This is a genomic window from Flavobacterium enshiense (assembly GCF_022836875.1).
Taxonomy (GTDB): Bacteria; Bacteroidota; Bacteroidia; order Flavobacteriales; family Flavobacteriaceae; genus Flavobacterium; species Flavobacterium enshiense_A.
In genome coordinates, this window is sequence record NZ_CP090376.1 from 1,080,881 (window position 1) to 1,100,517 (window position 19,637).

Annotated in this window: 17 protein-coding genes; 13 read left to right on the forward strand and 4 right to left on the reverse strand. The window is 36.5% G+C overall.

All coding sequences use genetic code 11. The annotated features are described in order from the left end of the window. The first annotated feature begins 20 nt into the window (after nt 1–20). Nucleotides 21–1,832 (forward strand): tetratricopeptide repeat protein, encoded by a 1,812-nt coding sequence (locus LZF87_RS04885; RefSeq protein WP_244342179.1) that lies wholly within the window; start codon nt 21–23, stop codon nt 1,830–1,832. Nucleotides 1,833–1,850: 18 nt separating this feature from the next. Here LZF87_RS04885 and LZF87_RS04890 read toward each other — a convergent pair whose 3' ends face one another. Further along, nucleotides 1,851–2,051, reverse strand: a complete 201-nt coding sequence (locus tag LZF87_RS04890) for a hypothetical protein (RefSeq protein ID WP_244342180.1) — start codon at nt 2,049–2,051, stop codon at nt 1,851–1,853. Between the two features lie 268 nt (nt 2,052–2,319). Between LZF87_RS04890 and LZF87_RS04895 the strand changes: the two genes are divergently transcribed. From LZF87_RS04895 to LZF87_RS04935, 9 genes are all read left to right on the forward strand, one after another. After that, nucleotides 2,320–3,870, forward strand: a complete 1,551-nt coding sequence (locus LZF87_RS04895) for a vitamin K epoxide reductase family protein (protein ID WP_244342181.1) — start codon at nt 2,320–2,322, stop codon at nt 3,868–3,870. 98 nt (nt 3,871–3,968) lie between these two features. After that, entirely contained in the window at nt 3,969–4,148 is a 180-nt protein-coding gene (locus LZF87_RS04900; protein WP_244342182.1) for a hypothetical protein, read from the forward strand. Nucleotides 4,149–4,332: 184 nt separating this feature from the next. Beyond that, nucleotides 4,333–4,470 (forward strand): hypothetical protein, encoded by a 138-nt coding sequence (locus LZF87_RS04905; RefSeq protein WP_244342183.1) that lies wholly within the window; start codon nt 4,333–4,335, stop codon nt 4,468–4,470. 333 nt (nt 4,471–4,803) lie between these two features. Then, on the forward strand, nt 4,804–5,034 hold the full coding sequence (locus LZF87_RS04910) for a hypothetical protein (RefSeq protein ID WP_244342184.1): 231 nt from the start codon (nt 4,804–4,806) through the stop codon (nt 5,032–5,034). Nucleotides 5,035–5,209: 175 nt separating this feature from the next. Beyond that, entirely contained in the window at nt 5,210–6,181 is a 972-nt protein-coding gene (locus LZF87_RS04915; RefSeq protein WP_244342185.1) for a hypothetical protein, read from the forward strand. Next, nucleotides 6,174–7,130, forward strand: coding sequence for a grasp-with-spasm system ATP-grasp peptide maturase (gene gwsG / locus LZF87_RS04920; RefSeq protein WP_244342186.1), 957 nt, complete (start codon nt 6,174–6,176; stop codon nt 7,128–7,130). The genes LZF87_RS04915 and gwsG overlap by 8 nt, the downstream gene beginning before the upstream one ends. Nucleotides 7,131–7,352: 222 nt before the next feature. Beyond that, nucleotides 7,353–8,339: a hypothetical protein gene (locus tag LZF87_RS04925; protein WP_244342187.1), complete on the forward strand. Its 987-nt coding sequence runs from the start codon at nt 7,353–7,355 to the stop codon at nt 8,337–8,339. Between the two features lie 2 nt (nt 8,340–8,341). Further along, nucleotides 8,342–10,537 carry a peptidase domain-containing ABC transporter gene (locus LZF87_RS04930; protein WP_244342188.1) on the forward strand — a complete coding sequence of 732 codons (2,196 nt, stop codon included), beginning with the start codon at nt 8,342–8,344 and terminating at the stop codon, nt 10,535–10,537. Between the two features lie 2 nt (nt 10,538–10,539). Then, nucleotides 10,540–11,829, forward strand: a complete 1,290-nt coding sequence (locus LZF87_RS04935; protein ID WP_244342189.1) for an HlyD family secretion protein — start codon at nt 10,540–10,542, stop codon at nt 11,827–11,829. Here LZF87_RS04935 and LZF87_RS04940 read toward each other — a convergent pair. From LZF87_RS04940 to LZF87_RS04950, 3 genes are read right to left on the reverse strand one after another with little or no spacing between them, the layout of a single operon-like run. Beyond that, nucleotides 11,826–12,530 (reverse strand): tRNA1(Val) (adenine(37)-N6)-methyltransferase, encoded by a 705-nt coding sequence (locus LZF87_RS04940; protein ID WP_244342190.1) that lies wholly within the window; start codon nt 12,528–12,530, stop codon nt 11,826–11,828. The two genes, LZF87_RS04935 and LZF87_RS04940, sit on opposite strands and share 4 nt — an antisense overlap. Before the next feature lie 33 nt (nt 12,531–12,563). Next, complete coding sequence (gene rimM / locus LZF87_RS04945) at nt 12,564–13,091, reverse strand: ribosome maturation factor RimM (protein WP_244342191.1); 528 nt, start codon at nt 13,089–13,091, stop codon at nt 12,564–12,566. A gap of 15 nt (nt 13,092–13,106) precedes the next feature. Further along, the gene (locus tag LZF87_RS04950; RefSeq protein WP_244342192.1) at nt 13,107–13,652 is read right to left on the reverse strand and encodes a 30S ribosomal protein S16; all 546 of its coding nucleotides are present in this window, start codon (nt 13,650–13,652) and stop codon (nt 13,107–13,109) included. 217 nt (nt 13,653–13,869) lie between these two features. Here LZF87_RS04950 and LZF87_RS04955 point away from each other — a divergent pair, with 217 nt between their 5' ends. From LZF87_RS04955 to dnaE, 3 genes are all read left to right on the forward strand, one after another. Then, entirely contained in the window at nt 13,870–14,307 is a 438-nt protein-coding gene (locus tag LZF87_RS04955; protein ID WP_244342193.1) for a DUF6252 family protein, read from the forward strand. A 136-nt stretch (nt 14,308–14,443) separates the two neighbouring features. Then, nucleotides 14,444–14,794, forward strand: coding sequence for an RNA recognition motif domain-containing protein (locus LZF87_RS04960; RefSeq protein WP_244342194.1), 351 nt, complete (start codon nt 14,444–14,446; stop codon nt 14,792–14,794). Nucleotides 14,795–15,081: 287 nt separating this feature from the next. Then, nucleotides 15,082–19,605, forward strand: coding sequence for a DNA polymerase III subunit alpha (gene dnaE, locus LZF87_RS04965; protein ID WP_244342195.1), 4,524 nt, complete (start codon nt 15,082–15,084; stop codon nt 19,603–19,605). Nucleotides 19,606–19,637 lie beyond the last annotated feature (32 nt).

Here is a 19,637-nt window from a genome sequence, read left to right on the forward strand (position 1 = left end):
TGCGGAAAGAATAATGTGAAATGATGAGGTTATTTTTATTTTTTATGTTTTTTGTTTTTTCAAATACTCTTTTTTCGCAAGGGAAAGGTGTTTTGAATGATGAAAGGGCTTCGGTACTTGAAGAAAAAATAAAATCGTCTTTTAGTTCGAATATCGATAGTGCTTATGTTTATGCATCCCAACTTGAAAGTTCGGATGATCCTTCTCATAAAGCATTTTCTACTGCTTGTAAAGCTTATTTTTTTCAGTTAAAAAGCAGCCCTTTTGAAGCTGATAAATACTATCAAAAATCACTTATACATCTGGAGAAAGTTTCGGTTTCAGATAAAAAAACCAGTCTGAATGCTTTCATACTCAACATTGGCGGACTCATTGACTGGAGAAGGACTGATTATAATCAGGCTCTGGAGAAATATCAAAAGGGGAGAGATCTTTCGTTGAGCATTGATGACTATATGCAGGTTATTAAATTCGACAATAACATCGCGATGATTAATGCTGAAGTCGGTAATTATAAACAGGCGATTGCAGTTTCAAGAGAAGTAAACCGTACGACGGATAAGATAAAACACCAGTATACAGAAGAACAATTCATAAGGGATAAAGGAAATGTTTATATGAATCTGGCAAGTTTTTATGAACAGTATTATTTCAATATTGAAAAGAATTTGCGACTCACGGGTAAGAACGAGAAGGCAGACGTTAACTTTAAATTGTTGGATTCTGCTGAATATTTCTATAAAAAAGTAGTAACCTTCTCAAGTAAATTCACAGACCGGAAAATAAGGGCGCAAATTAACCTGGCCAATATCTACAATACGAAAAAAGACTTTGCAACAGCTGAAAAGGTGTATTATAACCTTATACTGCTTACTAAAAATAATAATTTTGAGGAAGAGTATTATAATACCAATTTTAATCTGGGAAATTTATATTATACTACCAAAAGGTATGATAAAGCATTGACCTGTTTTCATAAAGTTGATTCGATTTACAATATAAAAAAGATGGGTAATTTGGAATTTATCATGTCCAATTATTATCAATCAAAGATTTACAGTGAGAAAAATGATGCTTTGAAAGCTTATAAACATTCCGAAATTTATTTGGATGCTTTTGAGAAAAATGAATCGAAAATTACAAAAGAAGTTTTGGAGGTCAATTATTCGATAGGATTATCCAACTTGAAAAAAGAAATGGATGATATGCAGGTAAAATATAAGAACAAAGTACTTCTGAGAAATGGTTTGTACATTCTTATTTTTATATTATTTGTGGCTCTTTTGTTTGTTTTGTTGAGGAATGTGAATCAAAGAAAGGAGGTCGAGAAAAAAATCAGTTCGATGATTGCCGAGCATAAGGCCAATTTAGAAAAAAATAATGGCGAACATGAAATCACCTTGCTTGCAAAAGAGGAATATTCAGATGACGAAGCTTCTAAAAACAAGCTGCCTTTATTAAGCATCGACGAAGAAAAAGAAAATGAAATTGTCAGAAAGTTGATAAATCTGGAAAAAAAGCAATATTATCTTAATCCCGATTTTACACAACAGGTAATTGCAAAAAAAATAAAAACAAATACCACTTATCTTTCTTACGTTGTTAACAAGCGTTTCGGAAAGACTTTCAGTGAATATGCCAACGAGCTAAAAATTAATTATGTCATTAATGAGATGATCACTAATTCGACCTATAGAAAATATTCTACTCAGGCCATGGCAGAAAGCGTTGGCTATAAGAATGCCGTTTCATTTACTAAAAGTTTTAGTAAGCGAACCGGCGTTACACCAGTCCGCTTTATAAAAAAGATAGAAGAAGAAGCGGTTAACTAGTTCTTTTGTTTGTCTTCTTTAAATTGAACCAACCCCTTTAATAGGGACAACCCCGCCTTCATCCTGTTTTTGAATCGTTTCTGTACTTCCTTTAGTTTGTGTTTTTACAGCATAATCATCTTGTTGTGTAGAATCTCCTCCTCCTCGTATAGATTTTTGTTCATTTTTACTCAGTTTGTTTTCTTCGAATTTTTGAAAATTTAAGAATGATCGTTTCATGAGAGTGTTGTTTTAATGGTTTGCTCAACAAATTTATCAAGAGCAGTGACTGAAATGTAGTTTTGACATCCTTTTAAAGTTGAAAAATGTGTTTTTAGTTATAGCGTTCTGTTTTTCAGTGGGTTGTGTTTTTAAAGACCTGTGATAATTTATAAATTATCTATTCATAATTTACAAATTATGCCCCTTCACTCTTTTTTTTTAATCTGAAAAGGCTGAATTTCGTCATCAAATCACAATGATTTTGTAATTAAACAATTGATTTTTTATGACCGATTTGATCGAAAAATATTTGACGATAAATCATTATTCAGAACAGAAAAAAGATTTTTTGGATCTGTATGCATCGCATCCTAATTACCCAAGTGTATTTGCAATTACCGATACATTAGATTCATTATCGATTCCTAATGTAGCGATTAAAATTCCAAAAGAACAATTTATAGAATTACCAGATTCCTTTTTGACGATTTTTAAGCAAAGTATGGTTTTGGTTCTGAAAAGTGACATTAGCGTGACGATTGAATTTGAAGACGGGAAAGGTAGAAATTTATCATTTAACGAATTCCTTACTGATTGGGGTCAGGTTGTTATAGCTATTGAGCCTAATGAAGTGATGAATGATGCAAGCAAAAGTTTAAATATAAAAAGACTTCGCTATGTTGCTCCGGTTATTGTTTTAGTTGCTTTTTCGCTTATTTATAATGAGTACAGTACCACTAGTCTGATTTTGTTATTAACTTCTCTTTTGGGATTGGGTACCGCCGTTTTAATTCTTCAGGAAAAGTTTGGATATGCAAACGGAATGGTATCGAAAATCTGTACCATTAATTCAAATACTTCCTGTAATTCCTTAATCCAATCGGATTCGGATAAAAAATGGATTCAATTTTCTGACCTTCCATTTTTATTTTTCGGAATTAGTGTCATGTCAATAATAATACAACCCCAAGACGCTGCTTTAATTGTCGGGATAATAAGCATATTGTCTCTTCCGGTTATTTTGTACTCCATTTGGCTGCAGAAAGTCCAATTAAGAAAATGGTGTGTCCTGTGTTTAATGGTGTCCTTTATAGTGATTACACAAAGTTTGTTTTTTGGAATAGGAACGCAAATGTCATTTTCCTTTTCTTCCATCCAACTTTTTGACTTTTTGTTCTCAGTTTTTTTTTTCGCCTCAATTTGGATGGTCGTGAAACCGATTTTTGAAGCAAAAATAGCTGCAGAGAAAGAAATTGTCCGGTTGATAAAATTCAAAAGGAATCATAAGTTGTTCATGCATCTGACAAAAGAGATTCCGAATTCTTTGGGGTTTGATCAACTAAAAGGATTGTCTTTCGGGAATAAACAAGCAGATATCCAATTGACGATTATAATCAGTCCAAGTTGTGTTCACTGCCATAAAGTATTCGAGGACGCATATAAGTTAATGACAAAGTTTCCGGAGCGGGTATTTTTAAAAGTATTGTTTAATATCAACCCGGAAAACGATGAAAATCCATATAGGACTGTTGTGGAGAATCTGCTGGTTATAGGTAATTCTTTTCCGGAAAAAGCCCTTGCAGCCATCACGGATTGGCATATTGAGAAAATGGAACTTGATGAGTGGAAAGCGAAATGGGCGGATAATGTCATCGGCATTAAGACAAGAGAGCAAATTCAGCAACAGTATAATTGGTGTCGCGAAAACGGATTCAATTATACGCCTGTTAAAGTCATAAACGATAAGTTGTTTCCTGATGGATATGAAATCGATGAGTTGAGATATTTTTTAAATGAATTTTCAGAAGAAAGTGTGTCTTTGGGAACGGCATTTTAATCAGATTTATAAAATTATAAAACCATACATAAAAGTGGACAGAAGTCTCAAATGTCTTAAAATGATTGAGATAATATTCAGTTATAAAAACTTTAATTATGTTATTAAAAGACATCTTAAGTATCGACGGGGTTGAAAAAATATCCCAAAAGCTGCAAAAAAGTATTAGAAACGAAAAGGTTATTTGCAAAGAAAACAATATGTGTGCACAGTATGGAAAGCATTGTGATGAACTTGCTTGTAAAGAGATTCCTCATTTTGAGATAAACTTTATTTAAATCGTCTTAATATATTTCCCCGAATTAGTCGTAGTAGCATTTCCCCGAAAAGACTGATCCTTATATGACTGAATCAGAAGATTTTTTGTTTCAGTCATATAAAATGAAAAATCTCAGGCCAAAAGAGACACAGCCCAAGTGTCTCTAACGGCAGAGTATTATGTCAAATTTTAAATTATTGATTATGTTAAAGAACATTTTAAAATTAAAAGGCGTAGAAGAAATTACGAAAATCGAGCAAAAAAGAATCAACAGAGGAAATGTTGCTTGTAAACCAGACCCTTGTCCGGAAGGATACTGCTGCAGTAGTACTTTGTCGTGATATTGGGATTTTTATACAGAGTCATTATTTTTTTTTAAATATTTTGTTTTTAACTAGAATCATCTTAGGATGATGCCCCAAATCTCTACTGAAGAGTTGTAGTTAAGCTGCCTGGAAATTACTTTCAGGCAGTTTTTTTTTTTGTTATCTATGATTTCATAAACTTTATTTGTAAGAATTTATTGTAAATTTAACAGGTATGATTTGGTTGTTTGAAAAATGTAAAGTATAATTGCAAAGAAATTCCTACTTATTTAACCAAAGCAAGCGCGCAGTGAGTAGCGAGATGAAGTTGGATTTCAAGAGAAATAATTTATTAATTATCTAAAAAAAATGATTAAGATGAAAAAAATGAATTCAAAATTGTTTGATAGTTTAAAACTGTCTGAAAATGAAGCTAAAAATGTTGTAGGAGGATTAGCATATACCTCGAAAAATTCTGATACTGCTGCAAGTACAACTTCTTATGATGTCGTATTTTGGACTACAGATATCAATGGAAACAATGGGCATTTTGATTCTGAGAATACTGGAGGGGGTGAAAAGGATCAGCCTCAAAATTAAGTTGTAATCCATTACAGCAGCATAGTCTACTCAAAAAAGTAGACTATGCTTTATAATTCCGATTTTTTTCGGTTTGATATAGATGATTTCAGTTGGATGAAAGGTTGTTTAATGGATTTGATGAAGCTGATTAACTACGGATTAAAATAAAAATCAAAAGAATGCGTACAAAAAAATGAAAATATTATTGCTCTTTTCGACGTTCGTTTTGAGTTGTATCTCATATTCTCAAAGTAATTATAAAGAATATCATTCTTTAAGCATCAAGTCACAAAAAACAACAAAAGATTCTGCCATTTTTTATTTAGAAAAAGCAGTTAAAATAGCCATTCCGTTTCCGGATGAATTGAGAAATTTAAGTTATTATTATTTCCAATCTGGAAATGACGTAAAAGCAAAAGAGGCATTTTTTAAATCTATAAGATTTGGATATCAATTTGAATCGGATAATAACAAGCAACAAAGATTTGCAGTTGAATATGATTTGGGTTATATGAGTTTAGAAAATAAAAGCAATTATGGTGTGTTTCTTAATGGGCTTTACAAAAAAAAGCTAAATAAAATGAGAAGATTGAGGCAAAGATATTTAAAAGAGTTAGATAAAAATGACAATGTTTTATTTGAAAATATACTACATAATGAAAAATATTTTCAAGAATTGCGGTTTCTTTTTTTTGACAATAAAGTTAAAGATTCTTTGGCTTTTAATTATATTGGGAAATACGGGTCAACGCCTAATAGTTATTATATGTTGGAGCTTTTAAAGAAAGGTGTTTTTCCCAAGCGGAGAAAATGCAGAAGATTTAACGGTCAGACAATAACAATATTGTTGAATCATGCCATTGCTGGATTTTTAAAAAAGGAAGACGCTTTGCAGTTTGTTCAGATGCTTTGGCCTCTTGTTGAAATTGGTGAACTGACGCCTGACGAATATGCATCTGCATATGATCATTATGTACAGTATTTTATAGACGCAAATAAAAGTTTGTTCGGTACAAAAATGTACACTGATATTGATGGGAAATTAACGTTAATGGAGTTAATTAATCCAAATGATGTGAATCAGATCAGAAAAGAATATTGGATTGTTGATATTGAACTGTTTTGTAAAAATTTCAACATTAAATTACCAAAAAATTATGAATGATAAATTAATATTGATATGCTCAGATGTTTCTGAGCCAAGCACCGATATAGTCTGTTCGTGGTTAAATTATTACGATAAAAAGTTTGTTCGGGTCTCAGCGGAGAATATTATTGATATAAAAAGTATTGTAATAAAAGATAATTACATAGACATAAATTTTAATATTGATAATGAAGGATATAAATTGTCTGATTTTAAATCATATTGGTATAGAAGGTCAAGATTAAAGTTCGCAATATTTTCGGAAGTAAAATTCCTTTACAATGGTAAAGATATAAGTTCAAAAATGAATGTTTTTTTGGAAAAGGAATACAATAAGGTAGTAGAGTTTTTTGAGATGAAATTAAATCAGTTGGCAATCTTAAACAAATTTAAAGACAATAATATAAACAAACTACAAGTTTTATCACTAGCTAATGACTTAGGGATAAAAGTTCCGGAAACTTATGTGCTTAATGATTTTAGTATGCTTGATTTTAGCAATGAGGGTTATATAACAAAAGCTATTTCAGATCTTGCGATAATTGATAATGATACGACTTTTTATTCTATGACTCAGAGGGTAAATTATGACGATGGGAAAAACATCTGGTATTCATTAATTCAAAAAGAAGTTCAGAAAAAATTTGAAATTCGGAGCTTCTATTTTAATAATAGGTTTTTTAGCTCCGCAATTTTTTCGCAAGAAAACGATAAAACAAAATTAGATTTTAGAAATTACGATTTTGAAAATCCGAATAGAGTTGTCCCCTTTAAGTTTCCTATTAGTTTAGAAGAAAAAATAAGTAAATTATGTAATAAGCTTGATTTGAAATCAGGGAGCTTTGACTTTGCCTACACAAATGAAGGGGAATATGTGCTTTTTGAAGTTAATCCTGTAGGTCAGTTTGAGCAGGTGTCTGCCCCTTGTAATTACAACATACATAAAGAAATTGCAGTTAGTTTATGAGAGAAAATAATAAGTTGCCAGTTGTAGTGCAAAAAATGCAATCTGCTGAGGTTGTTGAATTAATTTTTCACACTGTAGAAAGTGCAAAGCTCCAAACAGCAAAGCATGTAATAAGAGAAATATATTTAAGAACCTCTTTCTTTCCCAGAAAATAAAATGTATCAGATTTATAATAACATCCTTTTTTGTAAAGGGTATAACAGGACTTTGATTTACGATTCGTTGAAATCACAGATTCATTTTATTCCAAATCATTGTTTTGAACAATTAAATTCGACAGATTTCTTTTTTAAAGGAAATGATGTGGATGAAGATTTGCTTTGTTTTCTAAAGGAAAAGAATTTAGTCTTTGATTCAAATGAAGATATTAGAAACTGTTTTCCTCAGTTTAATGATGACTTTGAAATACCATATGATATAATAACGGCGGTTGTTGAACTGTCTGAAATAAATGCACTCAATTTATATAAATTTAATGAAAATGGAGTCAATGGGCAAATACCACAATTTAATTTTATATTTTCAGAATATACTACTGTTAGGGCTTTAGAATTGTTTAGTGATTTTGTTAATGAAAATGAAGCGGATACTTTTGAAGTGACTTTAGTTAACGGGTTTGAACTTACAGAAATGCTTTTCAAATTGCTTGAGCCTTCTAATAAAATCATTTCTATCAACAATTTTTCAGGGGTAAAAATTATCGATGGATCGAATAAGAAAAATAGATTTTACAATGATATTGATGAAATAAGTTTAAAGATATCTCCTAATTTGTTAACTTATTTTGAATCGGCAAAATGCCATGTTTATTTTAATAGAAAATTATTTATTGGAAAAGACTCTGAAATTAAAAATGTCTTTGAAACGGTAAATGTATTTGGATACTTAAAGGATTTGTCAAACATAAATATAAAAAATTTAATATCACTAAAAGGACTCAATGAATTTTGGGAAGTAAAAAAAGATGATACATTTGTGTGCTCGGATTGCGAGTTCAGAAGATTGTGTGTCGATAATCGTGTTCCTATTAGGGGAGAAGGTAAGTGGAAGTATAATACGGAATGTAATTATAATCCATACATAAGTAAATGGCAGCATGAGGAGGGTTATGCATCATTGTCTGAGTGCGGAGTAAGAAGTGACTTAAATGAATTTTATGTTGACAGTGAAAAAATTAATCGAATTAATTCCCAACTTTGGGATGAGTAGTAATGCTTAAAAGTTTCCCTTTTTACAAACAAGCCGATGCAAAAGACTGTGGTCCGACCTGTTTAAAAATAATTGCCAAGTATTATGGCAAAACCATTAATATTCAGGAATTACGCAGCTTAAGCGAAACCACCCGTGAGGGAAGTAATCTACTTTTTCTTAGCGATGCTGCTGAGAAAATTGGGTTTCGGACCCTTGGTGTAAAGCTTAGTCTGGAGCGATTGGAGGAAGCTCCATTGCCGTGTGTTTTGCATTGGAATAACAATCATTATGTCATTTTATACAAAATAAAAAGGGACACTTTTTATATTTCCGATCCTGCTCAAGGGTTACTCGAGTATTCAAAAGAAGAATTCATCAAATTCTGGATAGGAAACAATGCCGATGAAGCCACCCAGGAAGGCATCGCCTTATTATTGGAACCTACTCCTAAATTCCACCAGTCGGATTTTGATAAAGAAGAAAAAAAAGGCTTGGGTTTCGGGATGTTGTATCAATATCTTTGGCGTTATCAATCCTTTTTGATTCAGTTAAGCATCGGTTTGTCAGCGAGCAGTTTGCTGCAATTGATCTTTCCGTTCCTTACCCAAAGCATCGTCGATGTAGGCATACAGAACCAGAATATTCATTTCGTCTACATGATTTTGTTCGCACAGCTGTTCTTGTTTGCCGGAAGAACAGGTTTGGAACTCATACGAAGTTGGATTTTGCTGCATCTTTCCACACGAATCAACATTTCGCTGATTTCCGATTTCTTCATCAAACTGATGAATCTCCCGATTTCCTTTTTCGATGTAAGAATGACCGGTGACATCATGCAGCGGATTAACGATCATCGACGTATCGAACGAATCCTTACCACATCGTCGTTAAACGTATTGTTTTCCCTGATTAATATGATAATTATGGGAGGTGTATTGGCGTATTATAACCTGCAGATTTTTTTCGTGTTTTTTGCCGGAAGCATCTTATATTTCGGTTGGATAACCCTGTTCTTGAAACGAAGGGAAGCTTTGGATTACAAACGTTTTTCCGAAGTGAGTCAGGAACAAAGCAAAGTAATGGAACTTATCAACGGGATGCAGGAAATCAAACTCCACAACGCCGAAAAACAAAAACGTTGGGGTTGGGAATATGTTCAGGCGCGATTGTTCCGGGTTTCCATAAAAGGGCTGGTTTTAGAACAGACACAAACCATCGGTTCTTCTGTAATCAACGAATTAAAGAATATTTTCATCATTTTTTTATCGGCGAAATTGGTAATCGACGGTGAAATCACACTCGGGATGATGATGGCAATAAGTTCCATAGTGGGAAGTTTAAACGGACCCATTACGCAACTCATCGGCTTTGTCAGAGAAATGCAGGATGCCAAAATTTCCTTGGCCCGCTTGTCTGAAATTCATGAAAAGGAAGATGAAGTTCAACAGGAAGAACATCAGATACATGATGTGCCTCAAAATGAAGATATTCATATAAAAGAGCTGTCGTACCGTTATCTGGGATCAGATATTCCGGTTCTGGAGAATCTGAATCTGACAATACCGGCAAAAAAAGTAACGGCTATTGTGGGTGTCAGCGGAAGCGGAAAGACAACTTTAATGAAATTGTTGCTCAAGTTTTATGAGCCTAATTCCGGCGAAATCAATCTCGGAAACACGCAGTTAAAAAATATTTCCCAAAAAGCTTGGCGTAATAACATAGGGGCGGTAATGCAGGAAGGTTTTATTTTTAATGATACGATTGCCAATAATATAGCGGTAGGCGTAGATATTGTAGATAAAAAACGATTGGTTTATGCTGCGGATGTGGCCAATATTAAAGAATATATTTCAGGATTGCCCTTGGGCTATAATACCAAAATTGGCTCGGAAGGACTCGGAATGAGTACTGGTCAAAAACAGCGTCTGTTAATTGCACGCGCCGTTTATAAAAATCCGGAAATGTTGTTTTTTGATGAAGCGACATCTGCATTGGACGCCAACAACGAAAAGAAAATCATGGAGCAGCTGGATTTGTTTTTCAAAAATAAAACGGTTGTAGTTATCGCACATCGTTTGAGTACCGTGATGAATGCCGATCAGATTGTTGTGTTAGATAAGGGCAGGATTATTGAAATGGGTAACCACTCGGCCTTAGTGGAACAGAAAGGGAATTATTTCGAGTTGGTTAGAAATCAGTTGCAGTTAGGAAATTAATCATGGAAGAGAAGAATAAAGACACATTTGAATTGCGAAGTGAAGAAGTTCAAGATATACTCACGCGAGTACCTCACTGGATGATCCGCTGGGGAACGGTTTTGATTTTCGGAATCGTCTTCATGTTGTTTTCTATATCCTGGTTTTTGAGATATCCGGACGTGGTGGCTTCCGAGATTGTGATTACCACCAATATTCCGCCTGAAAAATTGGTGGCAAGGGTTTCCGGACGAATTGAAGCCATTCTGGTGAAAGATAAAATGACGATAAAGGAGAATACATCATTGGCTGTAATTGAAAATTCGGCAAATTATAAAGATGTTTTTCTGCTCAGTAAATTAATCAATGATTCAGAACAAGGGGCGAAATTTCCGTTTGAAAAATTGAATAATGCACAATTAGGCGATATAGAAAGTGCGTTTGCGGTTTTTCAGAAAGATTATATCGCAGAAGGTTTAAATGCCGATTTACAGCCGTTTCAGGTTGAAGGCAATGCTAAGAAATCAGAGACCGTACAAATTCAGCAGCGATTAAATTTATTGTTGCAGCAGAAAAGTATTAATGAACAAGAGTTGAAACTTCAGAAGAATGAAATCAGCCGCTACACCGTATTACACGGAAAAGGGGTGATATCCGATCAGGAATTTGAAACCAAAAAACTGAATTACCTCCAATCGGAAAAAAATTATAAGAACCTGCTGACATCCATTTCGCAATTGCAATCCTCTTTAATTGAAAACAAAAGGGCGGTTAAGGGAACGGAAATTGGCGGAACCAAAGAAGGGGTAACGTTGAGCCGGAATGTTGCACAGTCGTATTTCCAGCTGAAGAAAGCCATCAAAGACTGGGAGCTTAATTACGTTTTGAAATCATCTATTGAAGGTGAAGTGGCATTTGCACAGATTTGGGTGGAGAATCAAACAATAACGGCGGGAGATAACGTTTTTTCAATTGTTCCGAAAACCGAAAGGGGTTATATTGGTAAAGTAAAAGCGCCGGCGCACAATTCAGGAAAAATCAAAGTCGGACAGCAGGTGAATATCCGTTTGGCTAATTTTCCTGATCGCGAATTCGGAATTCTGAAAGGCGAAGTGAAAAACATTTCTTTAGTTCCGGATAAAGATGGAAATATCATGATGGATGTTATCTTGCCTCAAAACCTGAAAACGACTTATAAGAAAGAAATCCCATTTCAGCAGGAAATGAAAGGATCAGCCGAAATCATCACGGAAGATTTACGTTTGCTGGAACGAATCCTGTATCAGTTCCGGGACGTTTTTAAACCGAATTAAAGTTTCAGGTAAAAATCCTTTGTCAGTTCAATATATTCCGGAGTGTATTGATGACGGGCGGTTTCAATAACCAATTCATCAACAAGCGGAGTTTGTTCAATTCGGCTGAATGCCATTAAACTGCGCTTGATTTCGGTAGTAGGAGTGCCTTTAACACGCGTGATTTTTAGAGGAAACAAGCCTCTTTCGGCGCAAAGGGTTTTTAATTTTTCTTCCTCTTTGAAAGGAATGATCAAGGAAAAAATACCGTTTTCCGATAAGAAAAAATCAGCGGCTTCGACTAGTTCTTCAAAAGGTAAAGAATCTTCAAAACGGGCATTATCACGTTGATTGTCTCCGGATTTGTACTCATCGGTATAAAAAGGCGGATTAGAAACAATCAGGTCAAATTCCTCGTCCACTTCGTCCACAAACTCATCCAGTCCGGCGTGATAACAGTATAAGCGGTCGTTCCAAGGTGAGTTTTCAAAGTTTTCGGTGGCTTGTTCGTAAGCGTTGTCATCAATTTCGATGGCGTCAATCTGCTCGGCATGGCTGCGTTGAGCTAACATCAGTGCAACTAAACCAGTTCCGGCACCAATATCCAGAATGTTGTAAGGATTGTTGATAAGCGGAGTCCAGGCTCCTAATAAAACACCATCAGTGCCCACTTTCATGGCGCAGCGGTTCTGTTCTATTTTGAACTGTTTAAATTGAAACATGTTTCGGGAGTTTCTGTCTGCTGTGACTTTGGTCTATCCTAAGTAAAGATCCACCAATCCTTCAGGGGTATTCAGTACCACTTTTTTGTTGGTTCTGTCAATTTGAACGATGAAATCATCTATCATCGGAACAAGTATTTCTGTGTTTCCTTTCATGATTTCGAAAAGAGGCTGTGCACTGGAATCGTTAATGGAAACGATTTTTCCGATGTTGCCTAAACGCACATCTTCTACATCAAAACCAATCACTTCGTGGAAATAAAACTTCTTGCCTTCCAGTTTTGGTAAGGCGCTTAATGGTAGGTACACAGCTGATCCGATTAATCGGTCTGCATCTTCCTCGCTGTCCACTTCTTCAAATTTAACTCTAAGAAAGTCTCCTTTGTGAAGGGCGCCTTTTTCAATAAAAAAAGGAATCAGGTTTTTGTTGAATTCAACAAAAACCGATTCCAAATCTTCATACATTTCGGGTTCGTCTGTATCCAGATAGATCAGAACTTCCCCTTTGAAACTAAACTTTTTGGCGATCTTGCCTAAATAGAAACAATCTTCTTTACGCATGGAACCGCCTTAAAATTATGCTTGAGTTTCTTCGTTGTTTTCTTCAACAGCCGGAGCTTCTTCAGTTGCAGCCTCTTCAGCTACTTCTTCAGTTGCCTCAGCAGCTTTAGCAGCTTCAGCCTGAGCAGCAACACGTTTTGCGTTTACTTCTTTCTCAGCTTTTAAAGCTTTTGCTTTAGCATCAGCCTCAGCTTTAGTTAAACCAGCTTTCTTAGCGTCAACTGTTCCAACTTTTGCTTCTAACCAAGCAGCCAATTTAGCGTCAGCTTGCTCTTGAGTTAAAGCACCTTTACGAACACCTCCGTCTAAGTGGTGTTTCAATAAAGCTCCTTTGTAAGAAAGGATAGCTCTTGCAGTGTCAGTTGGCTGAGCACCATTGTGTAACCATTGTACAGCGCTATCAAGGTTTAAGTCGATAGTTGCAGGGTTAGTGTTTGGATTGTAAGTTCCGATTTTCTCTAAGAATCTACCATCTCTTTTCGCGCGAGCATCTGCTGCTACGATCCAGTAAAAAGGTTTCCCTTTTTTACCATGTCTTTGTAATCTGATTTTTACTGACATAATCTAATTTGATTAATTTGAGGTACTCGACCTCGGTTATTTAAGGGTGCAAAGATAGAAAGTTTTGGTATATAAAATAAATTTCGATCCTTTTTTATTTGTCATGTCTTAAGTGATTGCCTGATGTTTGAAGATTGATATGAAAAAACTTGCCAATAATCAATAAAAAACTATTTTTGTAATAACACAGATTTAACTCCAATTAATCCCAGTAAAAATGAAAAAAATAGTATCATTATTTGTTTTGGCGACGGCATTTGTTTCTTGCGGTGAAGATATTCAATTTAACAGCCCTGCAGTTCAGGCTACTAAAAATGGTGCGTTTTGGAAAGCAAATACTATGGATTACTTTTCAAATGCAGAGGGATTGACGATAACTGCCTCGGTAGGAACCGACATTATAACGTTGCATACGAGTTCAGCTGCTCCGGGAACATATGTATTAGGAGAGAATTCTACAAACAAGGCAACATATAAATCAGTAGAAGGTGAAGGTCGTTTATTTGAAACGGGTGACGGAATCGGATCTGGGAAAATTGTAATAGCTCCGGGGGGAGGAATAACTGGTAAGTTTGATTTTATTGCTGAAGATGAGGAAGGTAATGAAGTGAATTTTACGAATGGTGATTTTTATCAGATTCCTCCGCGACAGTAAGGAAAAGATGATTTATAGCGCTTCGGAAGAAGTGGTTTTTTGTTGAGCTGAAATTTATTTTCAAAAGAAAAGCTTAATATTGAGTGATTTACAAAATTAAAAGGTTATCTTTGACAAAATTATTTAAATAATACATATGAACATTTTTGTAGGAAGTCTTCCGTTCTCAATTGACGAAGCAGATTTAAGAGAATCATTTGGGGTGTACGGAGAAGTGACTTCAGTTAAAATTATTACCGACAAATTTACTGGAAGAAGTAAAGGTTTCGGATTTGTTGAAATGGAAAATGATGCTGACGCTCAGAAAGCCATTGAAGAATTAAACGGAGCTACTGTAGGTGGTCGTGCGATCGTGGTAAACAAATCAGAGCCGAAACCGGAAGGTGAAAGAAGAAGTTTCAATAACAACCGTTCAGGCGGAGGTTACGGAAACAACCGCGGTGGTGGAAACTACGGTGGAGGAAACAGTCGTGGAGGAAGATACTAAATCTCTTTTATTGATAAAAATACAAGCCGTCTCATTTTGGGACGGCTTTTTTTATGGAATTTATTTTTTTATTTGGAGCAAATGGTTTTGGCTTTTCAGGAATCCCTATTCCCGTCTTCGCCTCAAGTCCCGATAAATCGGGAGCTACCGGCTTAACCGGGGCTAAAAAGTAAACGTCTTTTGTGTTTGTTAATAACTAAAATTGACATTCAGCTTCTTAAAATGTACTTTTGTTTTTGTCTAAGACAGACTTATAGTCTTTCGCTTACAATCTAAATATCAGCCTGATGTATTTAATTTTCGATACCGAAACCACCGGATTACCACGAAGTTGGTCGGCACCTATTACGGATACCGATAACTGGCCGCGATGTATTCAAATTGCGTGGCAGTTACATGATGAAATGGGGAATCTTGTCGAACATCAGGATTATCTGGTAAAACCTGAAGGTTTCAACATTCCTTATGATGCCGAAAGAATCCATGGGATTTCCACGGAGTTGGCTATGGAACAAGGTATTCCGTTAATGGAAGTGCTTGAAAAATTCAACTTAGCCTTGTCAAAAGCTAAATTTATCGTCGGGCAAAATGTTGGTTTCGACGTGAATATCATGGGGTGTGAATTTCACCGAATGAATATCGGTTCGGATATGGTAAAAATGTCTGTTTTGGACACTTGTACTGAAACCACGGCCGAATTGCTGAAACTACCCGGGGGTCGTGGCGGAAAATTCAAATTGCCTACATTAACCGAATTACATCAATATTTATTCGGAGAGCCTTTTGCAGAAGCACACAACGCGACTGCCGACGTGGAAGCGACCACAAGATGTTTCCTCGAATTAATCAAACGTGAGGTTTTTACCAAAGAAGAACTTGATGTTAACGAAGATTATTACCGTGATTTCCGTGAAAACAATCCGCAGGAAATCAAGCTGATTGGGTTAAAGCATATCAACCTGAAAAAAGCTTCCGATGAAATTCGTGAGCGTTTAAAGAAGATCCAGCACGAAGATGTTGGTCAGTCTGTATCAGAAGAAGTTAAGAAGGATTTAGAACATGCTGCTTTTGCGCATCTGCACAATCATTCCCAATTCTCGGTACTGCAATCCACTATTTCGATCAATGCTTTGGTAAGTGCGGCGGTTAAAAACAAAATGCCGGCAGTTGCCATGACCGATGTAGGGAACATGATGGGGGCTTTTCACTTCGTGAGTGCCGTTCTTAATCATAATAAAGGCGCCGAAGCCAAAAATAAAGCAGCCGAAGAAAACGGTGAAACTCCATCCGAAACGATAGTAAAACCGATTGTAGGTTGTGCGTTTAACATCTGCGACGACCACAAAGACAAAACCAAAAAAGACAACGGATATCAGGTAGTGTTGTTGGCAAAGAACAAAAAGGGCTATCACAACCTGGCAAAAATGGCATCCATTGCCTATACCGACGGATTTTATTATGTGCCGCGAATTGACCGAGCGGTAGTCGAAAAATATAAAGAAGACATTATTGTTTTGTCGGGGAACCTGTATGGGGAGATCCCGAGCAAAATTTTAAATATTGGTGAAAACCAGGCGGAAGAAGCGTTGGTTTGGTGGAAAACCCAATTTGGCGAGGATTTCTATATTGAAGTCATGCGTCATAATCAGGAGGATGAAAACCGCGTAAATAAAACGCTTATCGATTTCGCCCGAAAACACAATATAAAACTGATTGCAACTAATAATACGTATTACGTTGCCAAGGAAGATGCTAATGCACACGATATTTTATTATGCGTAAAAGACGGTGAGAAGCAGGCGACTCCAATTGGCCGAGGACGAGGTTATCGTTATGGATTGCCTAATCAGGAATACTATTTCAAATCGGAGACAGAAATGAAAAAGCTGTTCTCTGATTTGCCGGAAGCCATCATCAACATTCAGGAAATCATTGATAAAGTGGAAGCGTATTCGTTGTACCGCGACGTATTGCTTCCTAAATTCGATATTCCGGAAGAATTTGTGGTAGAGGAAGATAAAGCGGATGGAGGTGTACGAGGTGAGAATGCTTATTTGCGACATCTCACCATGGAAGGAGCCAAAAGAAGGTATGAAGATATTACACCCGATATTCAGGAACGACTGGATTTTGAGTTACTAACTATTTCCAATTCAGGTTATCCCGGTTACTTTTTGATTGTACAGGATTTCATTGCCGAGGCACGAAAAATGGGGGTTTCAGTAGGGCCTGGTCGTGGTTCCGCAGCGGGTTCTGCGGTAGCATACTGTTTAGGGATTACCAATATCGACCCGATTAAATACGATTTGCTTTTTGAGCGTTTCCTGAATCCGGACCGTGTGTCCATGCCCGATATCGATATCGATTTTGATGACGAAGGCCGCGGATTGGTTATGGATTACGTAATCAATAAATACGGAGCCAATCAGGTGGCACAGATTATCACTTATGGTAAAATGGCAACAAAATCGGCGATTCGTGATACGGCACGTGTATTGGATTTGCCTTTATTTGAAGCCGACAGGATTGCGAAACTTATTCCGGCCATGATGCCAGGTAAATGGAATCTGGCCCGTTTCCTTGCGGAAGATGAAAGCGAAGTCAAAAAAGCCCTGAAATCATCGGAAGAATTCGACAGGGTTAAAGAACTAATAGCGATCGCCAACGAAGAAGATCTTGCCGGGGAAACCATCCAGCAGGCAAAAGTTCTGGAAGGATCGCTTCGAAACACCGGAATCCATGCCTGCGGTGTAATCATTACGCCGAGTGATATTACCAACTACGTACCGGTAACCACAGCAAAAGATTCAGATTTGTATGTAACACAGTTCGACAACTCTGTAGCGGAAAGTGCCGGTTTGCTGAAAATGGACTTCCTGGGGCTGAAGACGCTAACATTGATTAAAGACACGGTTAAATTGGTGAAATACCGTTTGGGAATCGAACTCGATCCGGACAATTTCCCAATTGATGACCAAAAAACATATGAGTTGTTCCAAAGAGGAGAAACGGTTGGGGTTTTCCAATACGAGTCGGCCGGGATGCAGAAGTACATGAAGGACCTTAAGCCTACGGTTTTTGGTGACCTTATCGCGATGAATGCGTTGTACCGTCCGGGGCCTTTGGAATACATTCCTTCTTTCGTCCGAAGAAAAAACGGATTGGAAGAGATTACCTATGATTTGGATGCCTGCGAAGAATATTTAGGAGAAACATACGGGATTACGGTGTATCAGGAGCAGGTGATGCTTTTGTCACAGAAGCTTGCGAATTTCTCCAAAGGTGATGCCGACGTACTTCGTAAGGCGATGGGTAAAAAGCAGAAAGATGTTTTGGATAAGATGAAATCCAAATTCATCGATCAGGCAATGGCCAACGGGCACGATGCAAAAAAACTGGATAAGATATGGACCGACTGGGAGGCGTTTGCGAGTTATGCCTTCAATAAATCCCACTCCACCTGTTATGCATGGATTGCTTACCAAACGGCTTATCTGAAAGCACACTATCCGGCCGAGTATATGGCGGCGGTACTTTCCAATAACATGAACGATATCAAGCAGGTTTCGTTCTTTATGGAAGAGTGTAAGCGTATGGGACTGGCGGTTTTAGGTCCGGATGTGAATGAATCGTTCTATAAGTTTACCGTAAACGAAGAGTATGCAGTTCGTTTTGGAATGGGCGCAATTAAAGGTGTAGGGGAAGGTGCCGTACGAACTATTGTAGAGTGCCGAAAAGACGGAAAATACAAATCCATATTCGATTTGGCGAAGCGTATCGATTTACGTGCTGCCAATAAAAAAGCATTCGAAAACTTAGCTCTGGCAGGTGGATTCGATTGTTTTTCCAATACCCATCGTGCGCAATATTTCCATACCGATGGCGATAACAGTACGTTCTTAGAGAAAGCCATGCGTTATGGTTCTAAGTTTCAGGAGAATGAGAATTCGTCGCAGGTGAGTTTGTTTGGAGATGCCTCTGAAGTGCAGATTCCTGAGCCTGTCGTGCCACCGTGTGAAGAGTGGAATACGATGCAAAAACTGGCGCAGGAGAAAGAAGTGGTGGGGATTTATATTTCCGGTCATCCGCTTGACGATTACAAGTTTGAAATGAAATATTTCTGTAATACGAAACTGGATGCGTTGAAAGATCTGACGCCATTTGTAGGGAAAAATATCTCAGTGGGAGGAATTGTAACCAATGTGCAACACCGGGTTGCCAAGAACGGTAAAGGCTGGGCTACTTTCAATTTGGAAGGTTACGACGAGAGTTACGAATTCCGGATTTTTGATGAGGAATACTTAAAGTTCCGTCATTATCTGGGGCAAAATCACTTTGTGTACATCCGTTTGAATGTAAAAGAAGGCTGGACGAACAAGGAAACCGGTAAGAAATCCGATCCGCGTTTGCAGTTTATTGACGTTTTACAACTTCAGGATGTATTGCAGAAATTTGCCAAAAAACTCATACTGCAATTTTCTGTGGTTGATTTACGTGAACAATTAATCATGGAACTCAACGAAATTTTCAAAGAAAATCCTGGTGAAGCTACTGTGACTTTTGAAGTGATGGAGCTGGAACGAGTGAAAAAAATTGTGGAAGTGCCTATAGTGAGTGATATGAATGATGTTGATGAAATTTCAGATTCTGAAGATTCACTTGATGAAGTAGAAATGACCGTTTCTGAAGAAAAAGAAGAAATTAAAGTGGTGACCAAACTCACCATGCCAAGCCGAAAACTCAAAATTGGTATTTCAAATGCTATGTTGAGTGAGTTGGAGCGTTTGCAGATCAACTTCAAATTGAATTAATTGTTTTAGAATCTGAATACGGATAATTTAAA

Coding starts and splice junctions, on each gene's coding strand:
- LZF87_RS04890 (WP_244342180.1), bottom strand. CDS start 2,051: ATGAAACGATCATTCTTAAATTTTCAAAAATTCGAAGAAAACAAACTG.
- LZF87_RS04885 (WP_244342179.1), top strand. CDS start 21: ATGATGAGGTTATTTTTATTTTTTATGTTTTTTGTTTTTTCAAATACT.
- LZF87_RS04960 (WP_244342194.1), top strand. CDS start 14,444: ATGAACATTTTTGTAGGAAGTCTTCCGTTCTCAATTGACGAAGCAGAT.
- gwsG (WP_244342186.1), top strand. CDS start 6,174: ATGAATGATAAATTAATATTGATATGCTCAGATGTTTCTGAGCCAAGC.
- LZF87_RS04935 (WP_244342189.1), top strand. CDS start 10,540: ATGGAAGAGAAGAATAAAGACACATTTGAATTGCGAAGTGAAGAAGTT.
- LZF87_RS04915 (WP_244342185.1), top strand. CDS start 5,210: ATGAAAATATTATTGCTCTTTTCGACGTTCGTTTTGAGTTGTATCTCA.
- LZF87_RS04900 (WP_244342182.1), top strand. CDS start 3,969: ATGTTATTAAAAGACATCTTAAGTATCGACGGGGTTGAAAAAATATCC.
- LZF87_RS04905 (WP_244342183.1), top strand. CDS start 4,333: ATGTTAAAGAACATTTTAAAATTAAAAGGCGTAGAAGAAATTACGAAA.
- LZF87_RS04940 (WP_244342190.1), bottom strand. CDS start 12,530: ATGTTTCAATTTAAACAGTTCAAAATAGAACAGAACCGCTGCGCCATG.
- LZF87_RS04955 (WP_244342193.1), top strand. CDS start 13,870: ATGAAAAAAATAGTATCATTATTTGTTTTGGCGACGGCATTTGTTTCT.
- LZF87_RS04910 (WP_244342184.1), top strand. CDS start 4,804: ATGATTAAGATGAAAAAAATGAATTCAAAATTGTTTGATAGTTTAAAA.
- dnaE (WP_244342195.1), top strand. CDS start 15,082: ATGTATTTAATTTTCGATACCGAAACCACCGGATTACCACGAAGTTGG.
- LZF87_RS04895 (WP_244342181.1), top strand. CDS start 2,320: ATGACCGATTTGATCGAAAAATATTTGACGATAAATCATTATTCAGAA.
- LZF87_RS04950 (WP_244342192.1), bottom strand. CDS start 13,652: ATGTCAGTAAAAATCAGATTACAAAGACATGGTAAAAAAGGGAAACCT.
- LZF87_RS04930 (WP_244342188.1), top strand. CDS start 8,342: ATGCTTAAAAGTTTCCCTTTTTACAAACAAGCCGATGCAAAAGACTGT.
- rimM (WP_244342191.1), bottom strand. CDS start 13,091: ATGCGTAAAGAAGATTGTTTCTATTTAGGCAAGATCGCCAAAAAGTTT.